The 17,646-nt window shown below is 33.5% G+C and carries 15 protein-coding genes and 1 other RNA gene; 13 read left to right on the top strand and 3 right to left on the bottom strand.

All coding sequences use genetic code 11. The features are described 5' to 3' along the window. Window positions 1-7 precede the first annotated feature (7 nt). The 11 genes from IEV77_RS13825 to IEV77_RS13775 all read left to right on the top strand — a co-directional run bounded on the left by IEV77_RS13825 (window position 8) and on the right by IEV77_RS13775 (window position 13,966). Entirely contained in the window at window positions 8-535 is a 528-nt protein-coding gene (locus IEV77_RS13825) for a hypothetical protein (RefSeq protein ID WP_188465813.1), read from the top strand. Window positions 536-734: 199 nt separating this feature from the next. Continuing rightward, window positions 735-998 carry a hypothetical protein gene (locus IEV77_RS13820; RefSeq protein WP_188465811.1) on the top strand — a complete coding sequence of 88 codons (264 nt, stop codon included), beginning with the start codon at window positions 735-737 and terminating at the stop codon, window positions 996-998. Between the two features lie 169 nt (window positions 999-1,167). After that, window positions 1,168-1,734, top strand: a complete 567-nt coding sequence (locus tag IEV77_RS13815; RefSeq protein ID WP_188465809.1) for an RNA polymerase sigma factor — start codon at window positions 1,168-1,170, stop codon at window positions 1,732-1,734. A gap of 284 nt (window positions 1,735-2,018) precedes the next feature. Next, on the top strand, window positions 2,019-3,092 hold the full coding sequence (locus IEV77_RS13810) for a FecR family protein (RefSeq protein WP_188465807.1): 1,074 nt from the start codon (window positions 2,019-2,021) through the stop codon (window positions 3,090-3,092). Window positions 3,093-3,193: 101 nt separating this feature from the next. Continuing rightward, window positions 3,194-6,490: a TonB-dependent receptor gene (locus IEV77_RS13805; RefSeq protein WP_229736676.1), complete on the top strand. Its 3,297-nt coding sequence runs from the start codon at window positions 3,194-3,196 to the stop codon at window positions 6,488-6,490. Window positions 6,491-6,494: 4 nt separating this feature from the next. Next, the gene (locus IEV77_RS13800; protein WP_188465805.1) at window positions 6,495-7,823 is read left to right on the top strand and encodes a RagB/SusD family nutrient uptake outer membrane protein; all 1,329 of its coding nucleotides are present in this window, start codon (window positions 6,495-6,497) and stop codon (window positions 7,821-7,823) included. A gap of 31 nt (window positions 7,824-7,854) precedes the next feature. Further along, the gene (locus IEV77_RS13795) at window positions 7,855-9,291 is read left to right on the top strand and encodes a PKD domain-containing protein (protein ID WP_188465803.1); all 1,437 of its coding nucleotides are present in this window, start codon (window positions 7,855-7,857) and stop codon (window positions 9,289-9,291) included. 73 nt (window positions 9,292-9,364) lie between these two features. Continuing rightward, window positions 9,365-10,489: a PKD domain-containing protein gene (locus IEV77_RS13790; RefSeq protein ID WP_229736675.1), complete on the top strand. Its 1,125-nt coding sequence runs from the start codon at window positions 9,365-9,367 to the stop codon at window positions 10,487-10,489. Between the two features lie 37 nt (window positions 10,490-10,526). Next, window positions 10,527-11,345 carry a cyanophycinase gene (locus tag IEV77_RS13785; RefSeq protein WP_229736674.1) on the top strand — a complete coding sequence of 273 codons (819 nt, stop codon included), beginning with the start codon at window positions 10,527-10,529 and terminating at the stop codon, window positions 11,343-11,345. Between the two features lie 4 nt (window positions 11,346-11,349). After that, window positions 11,350-12,666, top strand: a complete 1,317-nt coding sequence (locus tag IEV77_RS13780) for a M20/M25/M40 family metallo-hydrolase (RefSeq protein ID WP_188465799.1) — start codon at window positions 11,350-11,352, stop codon at window positions 12,664-12,666. A gap of 19 nt (window positions 12,667-12,685) precedes the next feature. Continuing rightward, window positions 12,686-13,966: a T9SS type A sorting domain-containing protein gene (locus IEV77_RS13775; protein ID WP_188465797.1), complete on the top strand. Its 1,281-nt coding sequence runs from the start codon at window positions 12,686-12,688 to the stop codon at window positions 13,964-13,966. Window positions 13,967-14,180: 214 nt separating this feature from the next. Here the strand turns inward: IEV77_RS13775 and IEV77_RS13770 are convergent, their stop codons facing one another. Together IEV77_RS13770 and ssrA are read right to left on the bottom strand one after the other, a co-directional pair. Further along, window positions 14,181-14,297 carry a GIY-YIG nuclease family protein gene (locus IEV77_RS13770; RefSeq protein WP_188465795.1) on the bottom strand — a complete coding sequence of 39 codons (117 nt, stop codon included), beginning with the start codon at window positions 14,295-14,297 and terminating at the stop codon, window positions 14,181-14,183. A 237-nt stretch (window positions 14,298-14,534) separates the two neighbouring features. Further along, window positions 14,535-14,929: a transfer-messenger RNA gene (gene ssrA, locus IEV77_RS13765) on the bottom strand. 183 nt (window positions 14,930-15,112) lie between these two features. Between ssrA and IEV77_RS13760 the strand changes: the two genes are divergently transcribed. Both IEV77_RS13760 and IEV77_RS13755 read left to right on the top strand, forming a co-directional pair. Then, entirely contained in the window at window positions 15,113-16,315 is a 1,203-nt protein-coding gene (locus tag IEV77_RS13760) for an NAD(P)-dependent oxidoreductase (protein WP_188466253.1), read from the top strand. 136 nt (window positions 16,316-16,451) lie between these two features. Next, window positions 16,452-17,234: an SDR family NAD(P)-dependent oxidoreductase gene (locus tag IEV77_RS13755; protein ID WP_188465793.1), complete on the top strand. Its 783-nt coding sequence runs from the start codon at window positions 16,452-16,454 to the stop codon at window positions 17,232-17,234. 32 nt (window positions 17,235-17,266) lie between these two features. Here the strand turns inward: IEV77_RS13755 and IEV77_RS13750 are convergent, their stop codons facing one another. Further along, complete coding sequence (locus IEV77_RS13750) at window positions 17,267-17,644, bottom strand: ribosomal maturation YjgA family protein (RefSeq protein WP_188465791.1); 378 nt, start codon at window positions 17,642-17,644, stop codon at window positions 17,267-17,269. Between the last annotated feature and the right edge of the window lie 2 nt (window positions 17,645-17,646).

Raw genomic sequence — 17,646 nt, 5'->3', positions numbered from 1 at the left:
ATTAATTATGAGAAAACAACATTTAATTTCTTTCAATATCTTATTGTTTGTATTGGCAAGTTTGCTTATAGTAAATTGTGTTTCTAGAACCGATGGTAAAATGGAAAATGGTTATGTTAATGAAATAGATACGCTTTTTGAAGAAAACACTACTAATATTATTGCCATAGGTAGAACATTTTACAGAAAACAGGCAACCATTCATAATGGTCTTTTAGAGTTTAAGCAACCGGACGGGGAGAAATATATCATAGTTGTTGTAAAAGAAAAGGAGTCTGACGAGTTTTCATTATTTGTTATTGAAGATTTTAATGAATTCATAGAAAAAACGAAGGTTGTAATGAACAACAGTAGCAAAGATTATACAGTGAGTATTGACGATTTAGAATCTACTTTCATGAGAAAAAGTTTATCTTTTGATAAGGGGGTTTTTATAAGAAAGGAAGCCAATAATACGCCTTCGACCATATTTGATTTATCAGAAAAAGATATTAATGAAATAGATGCTGCGTATAATTCATTTTTAAATGAATAACATTTTAACAAATTTTTCTATTAAAACTCATTAAAAATTGACGTTTATCTAATATTTCGCACCTTAATCTATAAAATAATCAATAATTCAAAATCTTTTAATACATTTAAGTAATTACGTGTTTAAAGAATAATATTCCCAAATCATAATTCATAAAAAACGTAAACATATTTTTTATTAACTTAAAACTTATTATACTATGAATGGATTTGTTATTTTATCAATCATCGTCGGAATGTTTTTATTTTTCTATTTGTACTCTTATAGAACCGTTGCATTAGAGGACAAGAAACGAGCAGACATCTGGAAAAAAAGACGACAACTTGAAGACGCTTTCAATAATAGAATGCGTGAAAGAGCGGAATTAAGACGTCAGAAATTCGAGAAATTCTTGAACCGTAGTAAAGAGATTCAACAAGAACTCTTGAGATTACGTAATAATAGACAAATACAGCAAAATTAAATTGCTATTTATTTTATAAAAAAACCTCTCAATTTGGAGAGGTTTTTTTATGTTTAGAAATCAAGGAATAAAATCTGTTTTCTTACAGATTTAAATGTTAAATTTCATTTTATTGCAATTCTGAATTCTTTATATTACCAACTCCAAAAATTTAACAATTAATACGAATTTGAAACAGCTTAAAGACAAAGAATTTATTTTTTGGACAAAACTTAAAGATGGCAATGTAGATGCTTTGGGTGAGTTGTACGATATGTTTATTAACGAATTGTTTAGCTATGGCATGCAATTATGTAATGACAAAAGTTATGTTATGGATTGTATCCACGATTTATTTCTAAACCTTTATAAGTATAGAAAAAATTTGGCAACAACAGATAATGTAAAGTATTATCTATTTCGTTCGTTAAAAAACCAGATTTTAAAAAAATCAAATAATAAAACATCGCTTTTTAAAGAAAACATACACCATAATATATACTCCAGTTCTATTGAAGATGAAATTATAACGAGTGAAATCAGCAATGAACGAGCACTTAGATTATCCAACGCTATGAATTCATTAAGCAAGAAACAAAGAAAAAGTTTGTTGTTGCGTTTTACTGAAGAGCGCTCCTACGAAGAGATTGCTGACATTATGGAAGTCTCTGTACAAACTTCTAGAACAATTATTTACAGAGCTATAAAAGTCCTACGTAAAAATATGGCATTCCTTATCCTTTCCATTTTTTCTTAGTGAAACTCTTTTTTGAAAAGTAGCAAAGCAACGAATTCAAAATAGATAGTTGACCTAATCCCGCTTTTTAGCCGGATCTTAGGTTTATTGCCTCTAAACCTGCTTCAGGGTTTTAAAAATTGTATTCACTATAAACCCATTTTGTACCTGCTAAAAAGGTTATTTATTAAAATTTAGTAAAAAAAGTGTCTATACATTAAAGGTTATTTACTTATTAAGATAGTAGCTGTTATGTTTTATTCAGAAACATAATTCAATTGCTTAAAAAACAAATAGTTATATAGATGGAAAAGAATAAATCTTCTCAAAATATAGATTTCACAGAACTTTCTAAAGACGAGAAGTCACAGTTAAAACATAGAATTACAGATTCAATCTATAGCTATATACAAAAAAAGCGACGCATGAAGTATGCCCTAGGTATTGCGGCAGCTTCTGTTATTATTCTATTTTCTATTGGAATTTTTCATACTGAAAACCAAGAAAGTGCTATTGAGAAATTTGCAAAAACACAAAAAGATCAAAGCCCAGTTAACCATATCAATCTTATTTTAGGAGATAGTAAAAAGATTGAAATTACTGAAGATCATTCAACCATCGCATATTCCAACTCGGGACAAAATGTAACTATAGGAAATTCTAAATCCGTAAGTCAACAAGCATCGAAAGCTAATAATGTAATTTTTAACACCTTAATCGTTCCTTATGGTAAACGGTCGGAAATTGTTTTGACAGATGGTAGTAAAGTTTGGTTGAATTCTGGTTCTAAATTAATATTTCCCGCCACTTTTTTAGGAAATACACGTGAAGTATACTTGGAAGGAGAGGCTATTTTTGAAGTGACCCATAATAAACAGCAACCTTTTATTGTAAAATCCGGGAATCAAAATATCGAAGTTTTAGGAACTGTTTTTAATGTAAGCAATTATGCTGATGATGATGCCATATATACCATATTAAAAAGTGGTAGCATCCAATTGAGTTATAAAAATAATAAAAAAGAACAGTTTAAAATCTTACCAAATACCCTTGCAACCTATAATAGGTTAGGTGAAGATTTAAAAACCAAAACAGTAGATGTAGATAAATATTTTTCATGGAGAGATGGGGTTTTTATCTTTAAAAATGATGCGTTAAAATCGATCATGAAAAAAATTGCTAGATATTATAATGTAGAGGTTGTTATAAACGATGCCAACTTGGCCAACCAGAAATTCTCCGGTTACCTAGACGTAACAGAAGATATAGAGCACGTTATGCAAACGATAAAAGCGGCAGAAGTTTCAACGTTTGAATACCACATAACCAATACGAACCAGCTAATTATTAACTTAAAAAACACAGATCATTTGAAATAATACACGCCTAAAAAAAAACTAGAAGATGCGACAACATCTTCTAGCTTAAAAAAATTAACATCACAGTCTAACACAGCAATATTAACCACTAAAACAAAATTATGAATAAAAATAAGAACCTTTATGCTTTTAAAAGGATAAAATCTTTAAGATACTATTTGGTAAATATTATGAGAGTCTTTCTACTATTAATAACCATTGGTTTAAGTTCTGCTTTTGCAAATAGCACAAAAGCACAAACTAAAATAGATATAAACGTCAACGATGTTTCTTTAGAAGAGTTATTTAAAGAGATACAGAGTAAAAGTGAGTTTATATTTTTTTATAAGGACAACGTTTTAAACCACCAAGTATCCCTTAATCTAAAAAAAGCAACCCTATCTAATATTTTAGATGCGGCATTGGCAAATACCAACTTAACCTATACGGTTGATTATAGGCAAGTTGTTATTAAAGAAAACTTGGATGCCAAACCGTCAAGTGCTATTAATACTGTTTTGAGGCAAACCTCATTAAAAGGAACGGTATTAGATGAAGCTGGTATTCCTTTAATAGGAGCAACCATTATAGCAAAAGGAACAACCGTTGGAGTTTCTACAGATTTTGACGGGAATTTTGAATTGTTGGTACCTGAAGGCACAATAACATTAGTTGTATCTTATATTGGCTACATCACCCAAGAAATTAATATTGCTGGTAAAACCACCATTGACATTAAAATGGTAGCAGACGATACCGCTTTAAATGAAATTGTAATAATTGGTTATGGTAGCGAAAAGAAAGCATTGTTAACAGAGTCTGTCTCGTTTATCAGTTCTGAACAAATCAAAGATTTGCACGTTTCATCTGTGGATGGGATTCTTCAAGGTCAAACTTCAGGAGTTCAGGTTATGCAAAACTCAGGAACTCCAGGGGGGGAAATGTCTGTAAGAATTCGTGGGTTAAGTTCCATAACAGGTTCTAATCAGCCACTATATATTATTGATGGTATTCCAGTAACTACTGGCGATTTCGGACAAATTGGTTATTCTGGTCAAGGTTCTAGTGCGCTTACAGATTTAAATCCAGGAGATATAGAATCTATTAGTGTTCTTAAAGATGCTTCAGCTACTGCAATTTATGGGGCTAGAGCAACTAATGGTATTGTTTTAATTACTACCAAACGCGGTAGCAACCAAGAAACGGTAGTTAATGTAAATATATCATCAGGAATGCAGCAAGCTTGGAATCAAATTGAAATGCTAGATGCGCAACAGTGGATGGAATATAGAAACGATCTAGCTGGAACTACGGTATTTACCCAAGAAGATATGGATAACAATACCATAGATACAAATTGGCAAGATGTTATTTTTAGAACAGCTCCTGTTAATAGTTTCGAAATTTCTGCAGTAGGAGGTTCAGAAAAGACTAAATTTTTTATGGGTGGAACCTTGTTTGACCAAGAAGGGATTTTAATAGGAACCGATTATACTAGGCTTAACGCTAGAGTAAATGTGGATCATAAAATATCTGAGGTAGTTACTATTGGTACCAGTATTGGAATGACTTATTCAAAAACAAATCGTGTAGAAAGTGATCAAACTTTACATGGACCGTTACCTAATGGACTTTCTACACCGGCCATATTTCCTGTGTACAATCCAGATGGATCGTATAACCAAGATGGGCCTTATGCCAATCCAGTTTCTATTGCAAATGAAGCTATAAACGAAAACTTTTCATATAGAACTAACTCGAATGTTTACGCAGATTTTAAAATAATTGATAATTTAATTTTCTCGACTAAATGGGGAGTTGATTTTTTAAATTTTAGAGAGCACGCCTATGAATCGACTCAAACTGTTCAAGGGGCTAAATATAATGGCTTAGGATTTGAAGCTTACAGCAATGTTTTAAATGTTGTTTCCAATAATCTTTTAACCTACAAAATAAATTTAAACAAAAACAAATTAGAAGGTTTATTGGGATATAGTTTTGAAAGCTATGAATATCGTTCTTCATTTATTAGAGGTCAAGATTATGCGGATGACGATTTGGAGTATCTCAATTCTGCTGCAACCATTGTTTCCGCATCTGCTAGTGCTTTAGATAGCGGGTTAGAATCTGTCTTTGGAAGAGTAAACTATAACTATGATGAAAAGTACATTTTTACTTTTACTGGTCGTTTTGATAGTTCTACAAAATTTGGTGATAATAATAGAACAGGGTTTTTTCCAGCAGGTTCCGTTGCATGGCGAGTTATAGAAGAGGGTTTTATGAAAAATCTAAATGTGGTTTCCGATTTAAAACTTAGAGTTAGTTATGGACTTACAGGAAACGATGATATTAGCCCTTTCCTTTATTCTGAGCTTTATGGCAATACCTCTTATGGCGGTCAACCAGCAATTTATCCAAGTAATATTCCTAACCCAGACTTAAAATGGGAAAGTACAGCACAATTTAATGTAGGTATTAACTTAGGGTTTTTTGATAATAGGTTGACTCTTACTGCAGATTATTATAACAAACAAACTAACGATTTACTTTTAAGCAGACCTTTGCCAGCTAGTTCTGGTTTTTCTTCAATTACTGAAAATGTTGGAAAAGTAGAAAACCAAGGAATAGAATTGAGCATTGAATCTCAAAATTTTATAGGTGAAAATTTTACTTGGAGTACACAATTTAATATTTCAGGTAACAGAAATAAAGTATTAGAACTTTATAACGGACAAGCCATTGATGATATTGGTCGTGGTGGTAACCGTATTATGGAGGGCGAACCAATTGGTATTTTTTACAGTTACAATTCTTTAGGAGTTGATCCTTCTACAGGAGATATTGTATATGAAGATACTAATTTTGATGGGGTTATTACTTCAGAAGATAGAACCATTGTTGGTAATCCACATCCCGATTTTATTGCGGGTCTTACTAATAGTTTCAGTTATAAAGGTTTAGACTTACTTATTTTCTTTCAAGCATCTTACGGTAATGATGTCTTTAATGGGTCTCGTCTTTTCTTAGAGTCATTACAAGGAGGAGATAACCAAGTGGAAGCAGTTATCAATCGTTGGCAACAACCAGGTGATATTACAGATATCCCAAGAGCAACTACAGATCCTGTAGCTTCTGCGCAAAACAAACGTGTATCTTCAAGGTTTATTGAAGATGGTTCTTATCTAAGACTAAAAAATATAACACTTGGTTATACTATTAGCAAAGATTTTTTAAGAAGAAGTATGTTTGAGAGTGTTAGGGTTTATTTAAGTGCTACAAACTTAATGACATTTACAAAATACTCTGGTTTAGATCCAGAAGTAAATTATAGAGGTGACGATAATGCTGTAATTGGTACAGATTTCTTCACTTATCCACAAGCGCAAACATTAACCATAGGTGTTAATATAAAACTATAAAAATATGAAAAAGATAATTCTTATAAGCTTTTTAATGCTAACAGTCCTGTCTTGCGATGTCATGGAAGTAGAGCCACAAAACTCTATTTCTGCAGAAGCTGCTTTTCAGAACAAGGAAGATATTGAAAAAGGAATTTTAGGTGCTTATGCGTCCTTCCAAGGTTTAAGTTACTACGGAAGAACCTACAGCATTTTCTCAGATTTGTCAGCAGACAACCTGTCTCATCCAAGTGCTGCTACTGCAACAGAATATGCGGAAGTTGACAACAATAACATCCTGCCAGAAAATGGCTCTATTGATGGTATTTGGAGTATTATTTATGATGGTATCAATGTCGCAAATAATGTGATTGTTAAAGTACCAACTATTGATGATATGACAGAGCAGGAAATGAATGTTGCTCTGGCTGAACTTTATTTTATCAGAGCCCTAAATCATTTTAATTTAATGAATTATTTTGGTGCAATTCCTATAAAAACTATGCCAACAGTGGGTGTAACAAATTTAGATGCACCACGTGATCCTGTTTCGGAAGTGTATAGCCAAATTATCAACGATTTAAATTTTGCTGTTGAATATCTGCCAGTTTCTTCAAATAAAACTAGAAGCTCGAGATATGCTGCTGTAGCTTTACTGGCAAGAGTATACTTGTATAAAAAAGATTATCAACAAGCAATTACAAAGGCTTCAGAAGTTATTGCAGATGGTGGTTACACCTTGTTGCCTAATTATAATGATATATTTGTAGTTGACCAATCGGCTGAATCAATTTTTGAAATTTATTTTTCTGAAACAGAAAGAAATAGAATTGCTGAATACAATTTTCCACATGCCTTAAACGGAAGAAGAGAGGTAGAACCAGATCCAACTTTAATAAGCGCCTATGAAACAGGCGATGAACGTTTTCCAGTAAGTATTGCTTATGAAGGTACAGATGCTTATGCCAATAAGTATAGCGATTTAAGTTTAGGAGCAGACAATTTCATTGTTTTAAGAATTGCAGATATGTACTTGATTCGTGCAGAAGCGGAAGCCAGTATGGGATCACCTAATGTGACATCTGTACAAAATGATATTAATGAAATAAGAACACGCGCAGGTTTATTACCAATATTTCAAACATCAACATCTCAATTACTTACTACAATTGAAAAAGAAAGACGTGTAGAATTTGCTTTTGAAGGACAAAGATGGTTTGATCTGGTAAGAACAAATCGTGCCCTTCCTTTGTTACCACATGTAAATAGTACAAATCAAACGCTTTTCCCTATTCCTTCAGAGGAAATTCAAACTAACAACGATCCCGGAATGATACAAAATCCAGGATACTAATAAACTAACGGTCACACCTAAAATATATCATATGAAACGAGTAAATACAACAACAATGATAGATATTGAAAATTCTAATGTGAGTTCCATCCGACCACTAAAAAACAATATTAGTTTACGGATGAAAACTAAATTTCTAAATTACATTTTTATAGCATTTTTATCCATGACATTTTTTGCCTGTCAGGAAGATGACACCATACCACCACAATCGCAAGCTCAGTTTACTGCAAGTGCAGAACAAGTTGCCATAGGTGAAGAAGTGCAGTTTACAAACAACTCACAAAATGCAACGGCTTATGCCTGGAGTTTTGGAGATGGTACCACATCAAAACAAGTATCACCAAGAAAAACCTACGAAACCAGCAATGTGTTTGTGGTAAGTTTAGTGTCCACAGGAGCAGGTGGCTCTACCATTTCAAACATGGAAATTACAGTAACTCCAGCTAGTTCATTCACAGTTGAAAATGAAGATAATCTTATAGCTACAGTTCCTGTTCAATTTACAAATACCTCTTTAGGTGATGCAAGTTATTCATGGATGTTTGGAGATGCTGCTAATTCAACATCAACTGAACAAAATCCAACATTTGCTTATCCAACTACAGGTACATTTACAGTTAGTTTAACAGCAAGTAGTGCTTTTGGAAGTCAAACTTTTACCAAAGAAGTTAATATTGGTGGCGCACCTGCTGCACCAGAAAATTTATATTATATAGCCTTAGGTGATGAGCTTATTCAAAAACTTATTTTAGATGGCAATGGTACCGTGGTCAACGTGCTTGATGTTGCTGGAAAAGGAGGAGTTGGAATGGCTTACGACGATGTGAATGAAAAAATATATTTTACAGATTTCGATACCACTCCTTTTGGAAACATTTGGAGAATGAATCTGGATGGTTCTGATTTAGAAAATATTGTAAGCAATATTGGAGATCCTTACGGAATTGCAGTGGATGTTGCCGCTGGTAAAATTTATTGGGTTGATGATGAAGGCAATGTTTCAAAAGCTAATTTAGATGGATCAAGTCCTGAAATAGGCTTTTTTACAGTTTCAGGAGCTAGCTGGAGAGCTATTGCATTAGATGTTGAAAACTTCAAAATGTACGTATATGATGCCAATTATGAAGATTTATATGCTGTTGATATGGATGGCGCAAATCCTGTCGTTATTGTAGCTGGAGTTTATGGTTATGCTGTTGCAGTGGATACTGTAAACGATAAAATTTATTTCGATGATCAAAATGATGAATTGTTAAAGGTGGCCAACTTAGATGGTTCAAACATTCAAACTGTCGATTCTAATGGAACTCGAATTTATGGAATGGAAGTAGATAACGAGGCTGGTAAATTATATTGGTCTGGTCGTGATTCTGGAGAACTTTATCGTGCCAATTTAGACGGATCCGATAATGAAGTTTTGGAATCAGGAATTGCTAGCCCAAGAGGTATCGCTTTAGTTAAATAAAAAAATAACCAAGAGATTCCCTTAAACCTGTCTACCAACAGACAGGTTTAAGGGAATAAAAAACATAAATGCAATGAAAAAAATACTTTTAATAGTAGTCATGCTTTGCACAGGGATTGTATTTCAATCATGTTCAGACGATGATTATCCCGTACCACCGGCAAGTACAGTGCCTCAATATACTTATACTATAGATAATGAAGAACTGGCTCCCGCTACTGTAACTTTTACAAACACATCTATAGTTCCGGAAAATGTTGGAATTGCAACGTATTATTGGAATTTTGGAGACAATCAATCCTCTTCAGAAGAAAACCCTTCACATTTATATACCGAAGCAGGTGTTTATAATGTGAATCTAGTGGTAACTACATCTATTTCTTTGGAGGTAAAACAAACCACAAAATCGATTGTTATTAAAGATCCAAATGCTACGGGAACTCCAATTTATTTTACAGATGGAACTCAAGTGCTTCAAGGTCTTATTAATACCCAAGCCCCAATTTTTACAACCGTAAATAATATTGCAACCCAATCTTCTTATGGAATGGCTATAGATATAATAGCTGAAAAATTGTACATAAGTGATTCTGGTGCCGATAAAATTTATAGATCCAATTTAGATGGTAGTAATTTTGAGGTTTTTAGAACGGGTGTAGACACTCCTAATGGGATGGCGATAGATTATGATAACAATAAAATTTATTGGGATACCAGCTCTGGAATTCAAAGAGGGTCGTTAGATGGAACAGATATTGAAGATTTTGTAATAGGGCAACCTAATGATCCTGATGGAATTAGTATAGATCCAGTAAATGGTACAATATATTGGATTAATTATAATGGTGGTATTTGGGCTAAAAATGTGGATGGTACAGGAGAAATTGAACTTAATCCAACTCCCGAAGGTGGAAGTATTTTAGTTGTTGGTAGCAGAATTTATTATGATGAATATATTGGTTCTGGAGACATCCGACTTAAATCTGCTAACTTAGATGGTACAAGTGTTACCACGATTGCTGTTGGAATTGGAAGAGTCGTTTACGGATTAGCTTACGACTCTAATGAACAAAAACTATACTGGGGAGACCGAGGTACAGATATTTTGTATAGAGCTAATTTAGATGGAACAAATACAGAACCTTGGTATCAATCAACTGCTGATACTAGAGGAATCGTTATAGGTCCGCAACAATAAGCGTATGTTTAAAAAAATAATATTAGTCTGTGCGTTTTTGGGTGTTGTTTTACATAGCAACACCATAAACTCACAAAATTCAGATGCAAAAGGGAAACTGTTTATCATAGGTGGTGGTTCAAGACCATCAGCTATGGTGGACAGAATTATCACAGAATCTGGGATTGATAAAAGCGGATATGGTGTTATTTTGCCAATGTCCAGCATGGAACCCGATTCTTCAGTTTATTATGCTAAAAGACAGTTTTTGGAAAAAGGGCAAGAAAATTTGTATGGTCTGAATTTCGTTAAAAATGAAAAAATAACGACATCTAAACTAGACTCTCTTAAAAATGCCAAACTTATTTATATTTCTGGAGGCGATCAAAACCGATTTATGGATGTCATTGCAGGTACTGACATAGAAAAAATAATCCATCAAGCCTATGAAAATGGTAGCCTTGTTGCTGGAACCAGTGCAGGTGCTGCTGTTATGAGTAAACTGATGATAACAGGAAGTGAACTAAAACATCCTGATTACTCAGCAACATTTAAAAATATTCAATCTGATAATATCGAAATAAAATCAGGTTTGGGAATGTTGGACAATGTCATCATTGATCAACATTTTGTAAAACGAAGTAGATACAATCGCTTATTTAGTGCCATAATTGAGCATCCAGAGATGACGGGTATTGGTATAGATGAATCTACTGCCATTTTGATTTCAGGTAATCAATTTGAAGTGGTTGGAATTTCGCAAGTCATCGTTTTTAAAAATCCTAAAAAGTCCAAGAATATGTATGAAGATATGTTAGGTGCTCATGACCTTATCTTAAATATTTATTTGCCTGGTGAAATTTTTACAATTAAATAATACTATGATTTTAAAGTTATCAAAAAACGTCGTTTTTCTATTTTTAATTTGCTTCAGTTCGCTTCTGTTTTCTCAATCGAAAAAAACGGAGAAATCTATTGTAAAGTCAGTAGATCAGAATACCGAAAGCGCCATATTACTTCTTAAGAAAGCTATTCAAATTAATAGTGGGACCATGAATTTTGAAGGTGTTAGAGAAGTTGGGAGATTGTTTCAAGCGGAGTTGGATCAACTTGGATTTGAAACCAAATTAACTTCTGGAGAAGCTTATGGCAGAGCAGGACATCTTATTGCTACAAGACAAGGAAAAAAAGGCCCAAAATTTCTTTTAATAGGACATTTAGATACCGTTTTTGAATTGGAAAGTCCGTTGCAAAACTATACCATGCTCAACGATTCTATAATGAAAGGCCCAGGAGTAGCAGACATGAAAGGTGGTGATGTTATTATTATTCTAGCCATGAAAGCTTTAAAAGAAGCTGGTGTTTTAGACGATATGTCTATTGAAATAATTATGACTGGCGATGAAGAAAAAAGTGGTGTACCATTGGAACTTTCTAAAAAAGATTTAATTGAAGGCGCAAAACGTGCAGATATTGCCTTAGGCTTTGAGAATGGCGATAACAATCCAAAAACTATTGTAGTTTCTAGACGCGGTTCTACAGATTGGAAACTTACAGTTTCAGGAAACCCAGCACATTCGTCTCAAATATTTACTGATGATATTGGTGTTGGAGCCATTTATGAAACATCTCGTATTTTAAATGAATTTTATCTGCAATTAGCCAATGAAAAAGATTTAACCTTTAATCCAGGATTTATTATTGGAGGAACATCATTAGAAGTCGATGTAGACGAAACTGGAGGAACTAGTTTTGGGAAAAATAATGTGGTTGCGCAACAAACCATTGTTCATGGCGATTTGCGAGCAACTTCCCCAGAACAATTACTAAAAGCACAAACAATCATGACTGCAATTGTATCTCAAAATTATCCAAAAACAAGTGCAGAGCTAATTTTTGGTAATGATGGATATCCGCCTTTAGCTTTAACCGAAGGCAATACAAAATTATTGGCCCATTACAATCTGGTAAGTCAAGATTTAGGATTTGGCCCCGTTGAAGCTGTTAATCCAAGAAATGCAGGAGCTGCAGATATCTCGTTTACTTCTGGTTATGTGGATATGGCTATAGATGGTATGGGACTAACAGGTGGATCAGGAGATCACACTATAAATGAAACTGGAGATTTAAATACAGTAGCGACGCAAGCAAAAATTACGGCTGTTTTAATGTATCGCTTAATGAATACTAAAAACTAAAAAACTTAAACAACAGCATATGAAAAAAATTACAACCATATTTTTACTGAGTATTCAATGTCTTTTTGCTCAAGATTATGTAGAATACCATACAGGAAGCACTGTAGATATTAGCACCAATCAAGAAGCTGGTGTTTGTTTAATGGGTGGGGCATCAGAACAAGAAGATGCCATGATTTGGTTTTTAAACAAAGCTGATGGAGGAGATGTGGTAGTACTAAGAGCTTCTGGAAGCGACGGTTATAACGATTATTTTTATTCAGAATTAGGTGTAACCATCAACTCTGTTACCACATTTGTTATCAATAATGTTGCTGGAGCCATAGATCCTTATGTGTTGCAAAGAGTTGCAGACGCGGAGGCTATTTGGTTTGCCGGTGGCGACCAATATGATTATGTGAGTTATTTTAAAGATAATGCCATGGAAGATGCGTTGAACAACTTCATTAATGTTAAACAGGGTGTGATTGGTGGAACAAGTGCAGGAATGGTTATTTTAGGAAGTTCTTATTTCTCCGCGCAATATGGAACCCTTACAAGTAATGTTGCTTTGGGGAATCCATATCATCCAAGAGTCGCATTGGGTTATAACGATTTTTTAAATATTCCATATATGGAAAATGTCATTACAGATTCGCACTATGATGAACCAGACAGACGTGGTAGACACTCCGTGTTTTTGGCACGTTTTTCCAAAGATAATTCTGAACGTTCTTTTGGGATTGCCTGTAATGAATATGTAGCAGTTTGCGTAGGTGCAGACGGAAAAGCTTATGTATATGGCGAACATCCAGCTTACGATGAATTTGCTTATTTTTTACAAGCTAATTGTGTAACTAATTATGAACCAGAAACTTGTATTTCTGGAACACCTTTAACATGGGACAGGGATGATGAAGCTATTAAAGTGTATAAAGTTCCAGGCACAGAATCAGGCGTTAATTATTTTGATTTATCGGACTGGGAAACAGGAAATGGTGGCGAATGGGAAAATTGGTCAGTTTCTGATGGCGATTTTATTACAGCAACAGGGACTAATCCGCAATGTGGTGCATTATCTATAGATGAGGTTGTCATGTTTGAGGCTGAGGTGTATCCAAATCCACTATCCAATACGTTGTTTATTAACACGAAAGGTCAGGTAGAATCTATCAAACTATATACTATTTTAGGAAAAGAAATAAATATGACTTTAGATATAAACAAACCAATAGATGCTTCTTTATTAAGTTCAGGGATGTATATTCTAAAGTTAAAAACAGCAACTCAAGAACAAACATTTAAGCTTGTGAAAAGGTAGATTGATTAATAGCAACTTAATTATCTTTTTAAAAATACCCTTGTAAACATTAGTTTTATAAGGGTTTTTTAATAAAAAAAATTAATTAAATCAATCGTTTATTTCTAAAAGCTATACCAGAACCGGATTTTAAATAGCGTTCAAAATCGTATGCTTTTTGTTTATTTTCAAATATCGAGAGATGAACAAGTTTATTTGGTAATTTATCTTTTGTTTAGTGAACCTCTTTATTTCCGTGTACTTTCAGTCTACTTTCAATATTAGAAGTATAACCAGTATAATAAGTTTCGTCGTTACACCTCAGAATATAAACAATATAAGAAATTTCCATAAATTTAAAATTAATGAAAATTGTTGACAAGTCCATCGAGGCTCTTTTAAAAATAAATTATTTTAATTTATTGAAAATAAGTCCCTTAAAATAAAACGAGCTCTCCTTCGCATAAAGCTTCTTGAAGAAAAGTGGACAAGTCCACCGAAGCTTTCTCAAAAAAATGATGATTAATTTATTGATATTTAGTTATTTAAAATAAAAAAGCTCTCCTTCGCATAAAGCTTCGGAGAGCGTAGGTGGAGTCGGAGAGAATCGAACTCTCGTCCAAACAAGTAAATAAAGAGCCTTCTACACGTTTATTCTTTTCTTGGGTTTTCGATTGCAAGCTGGTTAAAGACAACCCACCTACAACTTATCTTCTTTAGTTTCAAAAGTAACCCGAAGCGTTTTACTTTCTATATTAACATTTACGATGCCTCTTATAGAACGCCGTTAATCAAGGCTTTCAGGAGACATTTAGCTCGTACACCTAGTGCACCGAGGCCAATCCTACTATAATTCGGATTAAGCAGCTAAAGCGTAGTTATTCTCGCCGTTTAAAAGTGTGACCTAGCCTTTTACGTGTTTCAAAGTCATTACACGACGTGCTTACCGTTTAATTAATCTCGCTGTCAAAACCAGTCGACCCCAATTATTGATAATTTTTGTTAATGGATGGCGAAGTTACTGAAAAATAGTTGTAGAACTTCATAAATCCATGTATTTTCGTGCAAACTCTATACCAAATCCTGTTATTTCATGGAGACATTTTTTAAAAGGTGAGGTTGAATAGTGAAAACATAAATTATAAGAAATCATTTTTAGCAATGAGTATCAAATTCGCCATTATAAAAGAACGTAAAAATCCGCCAGACAGACGTGTGGTTTTTTCGCCAGAAAAATTAGCTGAAGCAAGAACACAATTCCCTGAAGCTATTTTTAAAGTTGAGTCAAGTGATATAAGGATTTTTCCAGATCAAGACTACAAAGCATTAGGTTTTGAGGTGACTGATGATGTAAGCGATTGCGATGTTTTTTTAGGAGTGAAAGAAGTCCCAATGGATGCACTTATTCCTAATAAAAAATATTTCTTTTTTTCACATACTATTAAAAAGCAACCCTATAATCGAAAACTGCTTCAAGCCATGCTTGAAAAGAATATAGAGATGTACGATCATGAAACCATTGTTAAAAAAAGTGGTGCTAGATTGATTGGTTTTGGACGCTATGCTGGTTTGGTTGGCGCCTATAATGCTTTTAGAGCATTGGGTTTGAGAGATGAATTATATGAATTGCCTAAAGTGGAAACTTTGGCAGATTTAGATGCTGTTAAGGCTGAATTAGACAAAATTACGCTCCCAAATTTTAAAATAGTTTTAACAGGAACTGGAAAAGTAGCTCAAGGTGCCAAAGAAATTTTGGACCATTTGGAAATTAAGGAAATCAGCGATGCTTTGTATTTAACTTCAAAATTTACGGAGCCTGTTTATTGCATGGCAGATGTTATGGAATATAGCGTTCGTAAAGACGGTAAAGTAGGAAGAAAACAAGAATTTTATAAGGATCCAACAGGTTACAAAAGTAATTTTATGCCTTATGCCAAAGAATCAGATGTATTTATAGCGGGACACTTTTATGGTAACAATGCACCTTATCTGTTTACTAGAGAAGATGCAAAACAAGCCGAATTTAAAATCAATTTGGTGGCAGATATCTCATGTGATGTTGATGGTCCAGTAGCTTCAACCTTAAGAGCATCAACCATTGCAGATCCTTTTTATGGCTATGATGCTAAAACAGAAAAGGAAGTGGCTTATAATGCAAAAGAAGCTATTACTGTTATGGCTGTGGATAATTTACCTTGCGAATTGCCAAACGATGCTAGCAAAGGTTTTGGAGACATGTTTTTAGAAAGTGTTATTCCAGCTTTTTTTAATAACGATGAACGAGGAATTTTGAAACGTGCTAGAATTACGGAAAACGGAAAACTAACCGAAAGATTCTCCTATTTACAGGATTATGTAGATGGTAAATAAATAATTACCTAACCTTTTGTGTCAGTCTGAGCTTGTCGAAGATACTTATAAATGACACTTCGACAAGCTCAGTGTGACAAATTGATGTCAAATTAAATTTAGAAAGAAATTCACCCAAAGGGTTTAAATATTTATAATGAATAAAACAGCATTAGTTACAGGAGGCGCATCAGGCTTGGGATTAGAATTAGCACTTTTGTTGGCTAAAGATGGACATAATCTTGTTTTAGTAGATATTGATGCTGAAAAACTTCAATTAGCAAAACAAGAAATTGAAACCAATTTTCCGGTGAAGGTTCAGATTTTAGCTAAAGATTTAAGTCAGATTAATATTTCAGAAGAAATTATAACTGAATTAAATGAAATTCAAATTGATGTTTTAGTTAACAATGCTGGATTTGGCTTGTTTGGACCTTTTCATGAAACCGATTGGAAACGAGAAGAACAAATGCTAAATCTCCATGTTATAACCACAACACATCTTACCAAACTGGTATTAAAAGGTATGGTTGAAAGAGGATCGGGTAGAATTTTAAATTTATCTTCTTTAGCAGCCTTTCAGCCTGGACCATTAATGTCTTTATATTACGCAACTAAAGGCTATATTTTATCTTTCTCCGAAGCTATCGCATGCGAACTAAAAGGAACAGGCGTAACGGTTACTGCTTTATGTCCGGGACCTACAAAAACATCATTTCAAAAGGTTGTGGCTAATGATTCTTCAGAAAATAAAATTTCTTTTAATATGGCTTCTGCCAAGGAAGTCGCAGCTTATGGGTATAAAGCGATGATGAAAGGAAAACCTGTTGCAATACCTGGGGCATTCAATAAATTCTTAGCATTCTTACCACGTGTGATGCCTAGGAATATGGCAGCCAATATTGTTCGAAAAATTCAAGAGAAGAATAGGGAAGAGTAAACTGCATGAATCCACCTAAATTCTAGTTTAAATTATTGAAGTTGATTCCTTTTGTGTTCAATAATTAAAATGGTTATAATTCCTAAAGTATAAGCTACTAAGTCCGAAATATGAAAGGTACTGCCCAAAATAAGTTTTGCAAGCGTATTATTTTGAAGACCTAGCCATTTTAATAAGTTACAAAGTTGTAAGAACTCAATAAGAAACGCGAATAGTAATACGCTTATAGCAACTTTGAAAGGTTTTATTAAAAGAAAACTTTTAAAAAAAGTGTAGAGCAATATAACAACAAGGTAATCTCCAAAGGTATGTCTTATAAATCCTGTTGTTAAAAATTTTGCAATGAGTACTTCCGTAATTAGAAGTGTTATAAAAAGCAGGAAATAAGTTTTATTGAATTTGATTTTCATTT

The organism is Xanthomarina arctica, assembly GCF_014638915.1.
Taxonomy (GTDB): Bacteria; Bacteroidota; Bacteroidia; order Flavobacteriales; family Flavobacteriaceae; genus Xanthomarina; species Xanthomarina arctica.
The sequence above is the reverse complement of the archived record's forward strand: the minus strand, read 5'-3'. Positions and strand labels throughout refer to the sequence as shown.

Excerpts from the sequence above, each read along its gene's own strand:
- IEV77_RS13775 (WP_188465797.1), top strand. The coding sequence starts at position 12,686 with ATGAAAAAAATTACAACCATATTTTTACTGAGTATTCAATGTCTTTTT.
- IEV77_RS13810 (WP_188465807.1), top strand. The coding sequence starts at position 2,019 with ATGGAAAAGAATAAATCTTCTCAAAATATAGATTTCACAGAACTTTCT.
- IEV77_RS13750 (WP_188465791.1), bottom strand. The coding sequence starts at position 17,644 with ATGAAAATCAAATTCAATAAAACTTATTTCCTGCTTTTTATAACACTT.
- IEV77_RS13805 (WP_229736676.1), top strand. The coding sequence starts at position 3,194 with ATGAATAAAAATAAGAACCTTTATGCTTTTAAAAGGATAAAATCTTTA.
- IEV77_RS13825 (WP_188465813.1), top strand. The coding sequence starts at position 8 with ATGAGAAAACAACATTTAATTTCTTTCAATATCTTATTGTTTGTATTG.
- IEV77_RS13820 (WP_188465811.1), top strand. The coding sequence starts at position 735 with ATGAATGGATTTGTTATTTTATCAATCATCGTCGGAATGTTTTTATTT.
- IEV77_RS13795 (WP_188465803.1), top strand. The coding sequence starts at position 7,855 with ATGAAACGAGTAAATACAACAACAATGATAGATATTGAAAATTCTAAT.
- IEV77_RS13755 (WP_188465793.1), top strand. The coding sequence starts at position 16,452 with ATGAATAAAACAGCATTAGTTACAGGAGGCGCATCAGGCTTGGGATTA.
- IEV77_RS13770 (WP_188465795.1), bottom strand. The coding sequence starts at position 14,297 with ATGGAAATTTCTTATATTGTTTATATTCTGAGGTGTAACGACGAAACT.
- IEV77_RS13780 (WP_188465799.1), top strand. The coding sequence starts at position 11,350 with ATGATTTTAAAGTTATCAAAAAACGTCGTTTTTCTATTTTTAATTTGC.
- IEV77_RS13800 (WP_188465805.1), top strand. The coding sequence starts at position 6,495 with ATGAAAAAGATAATTCTTATAAGCTTTTTAATGCTAACAGTCCTGTCT.
- IEV77_RS13790 (WP_229736675.1), top strand. The coding sequence starts at position 9,365 with ATGAAAAAAATACTTTTAATAGTAGTCATGCTTTGCACAGGGATTGTA.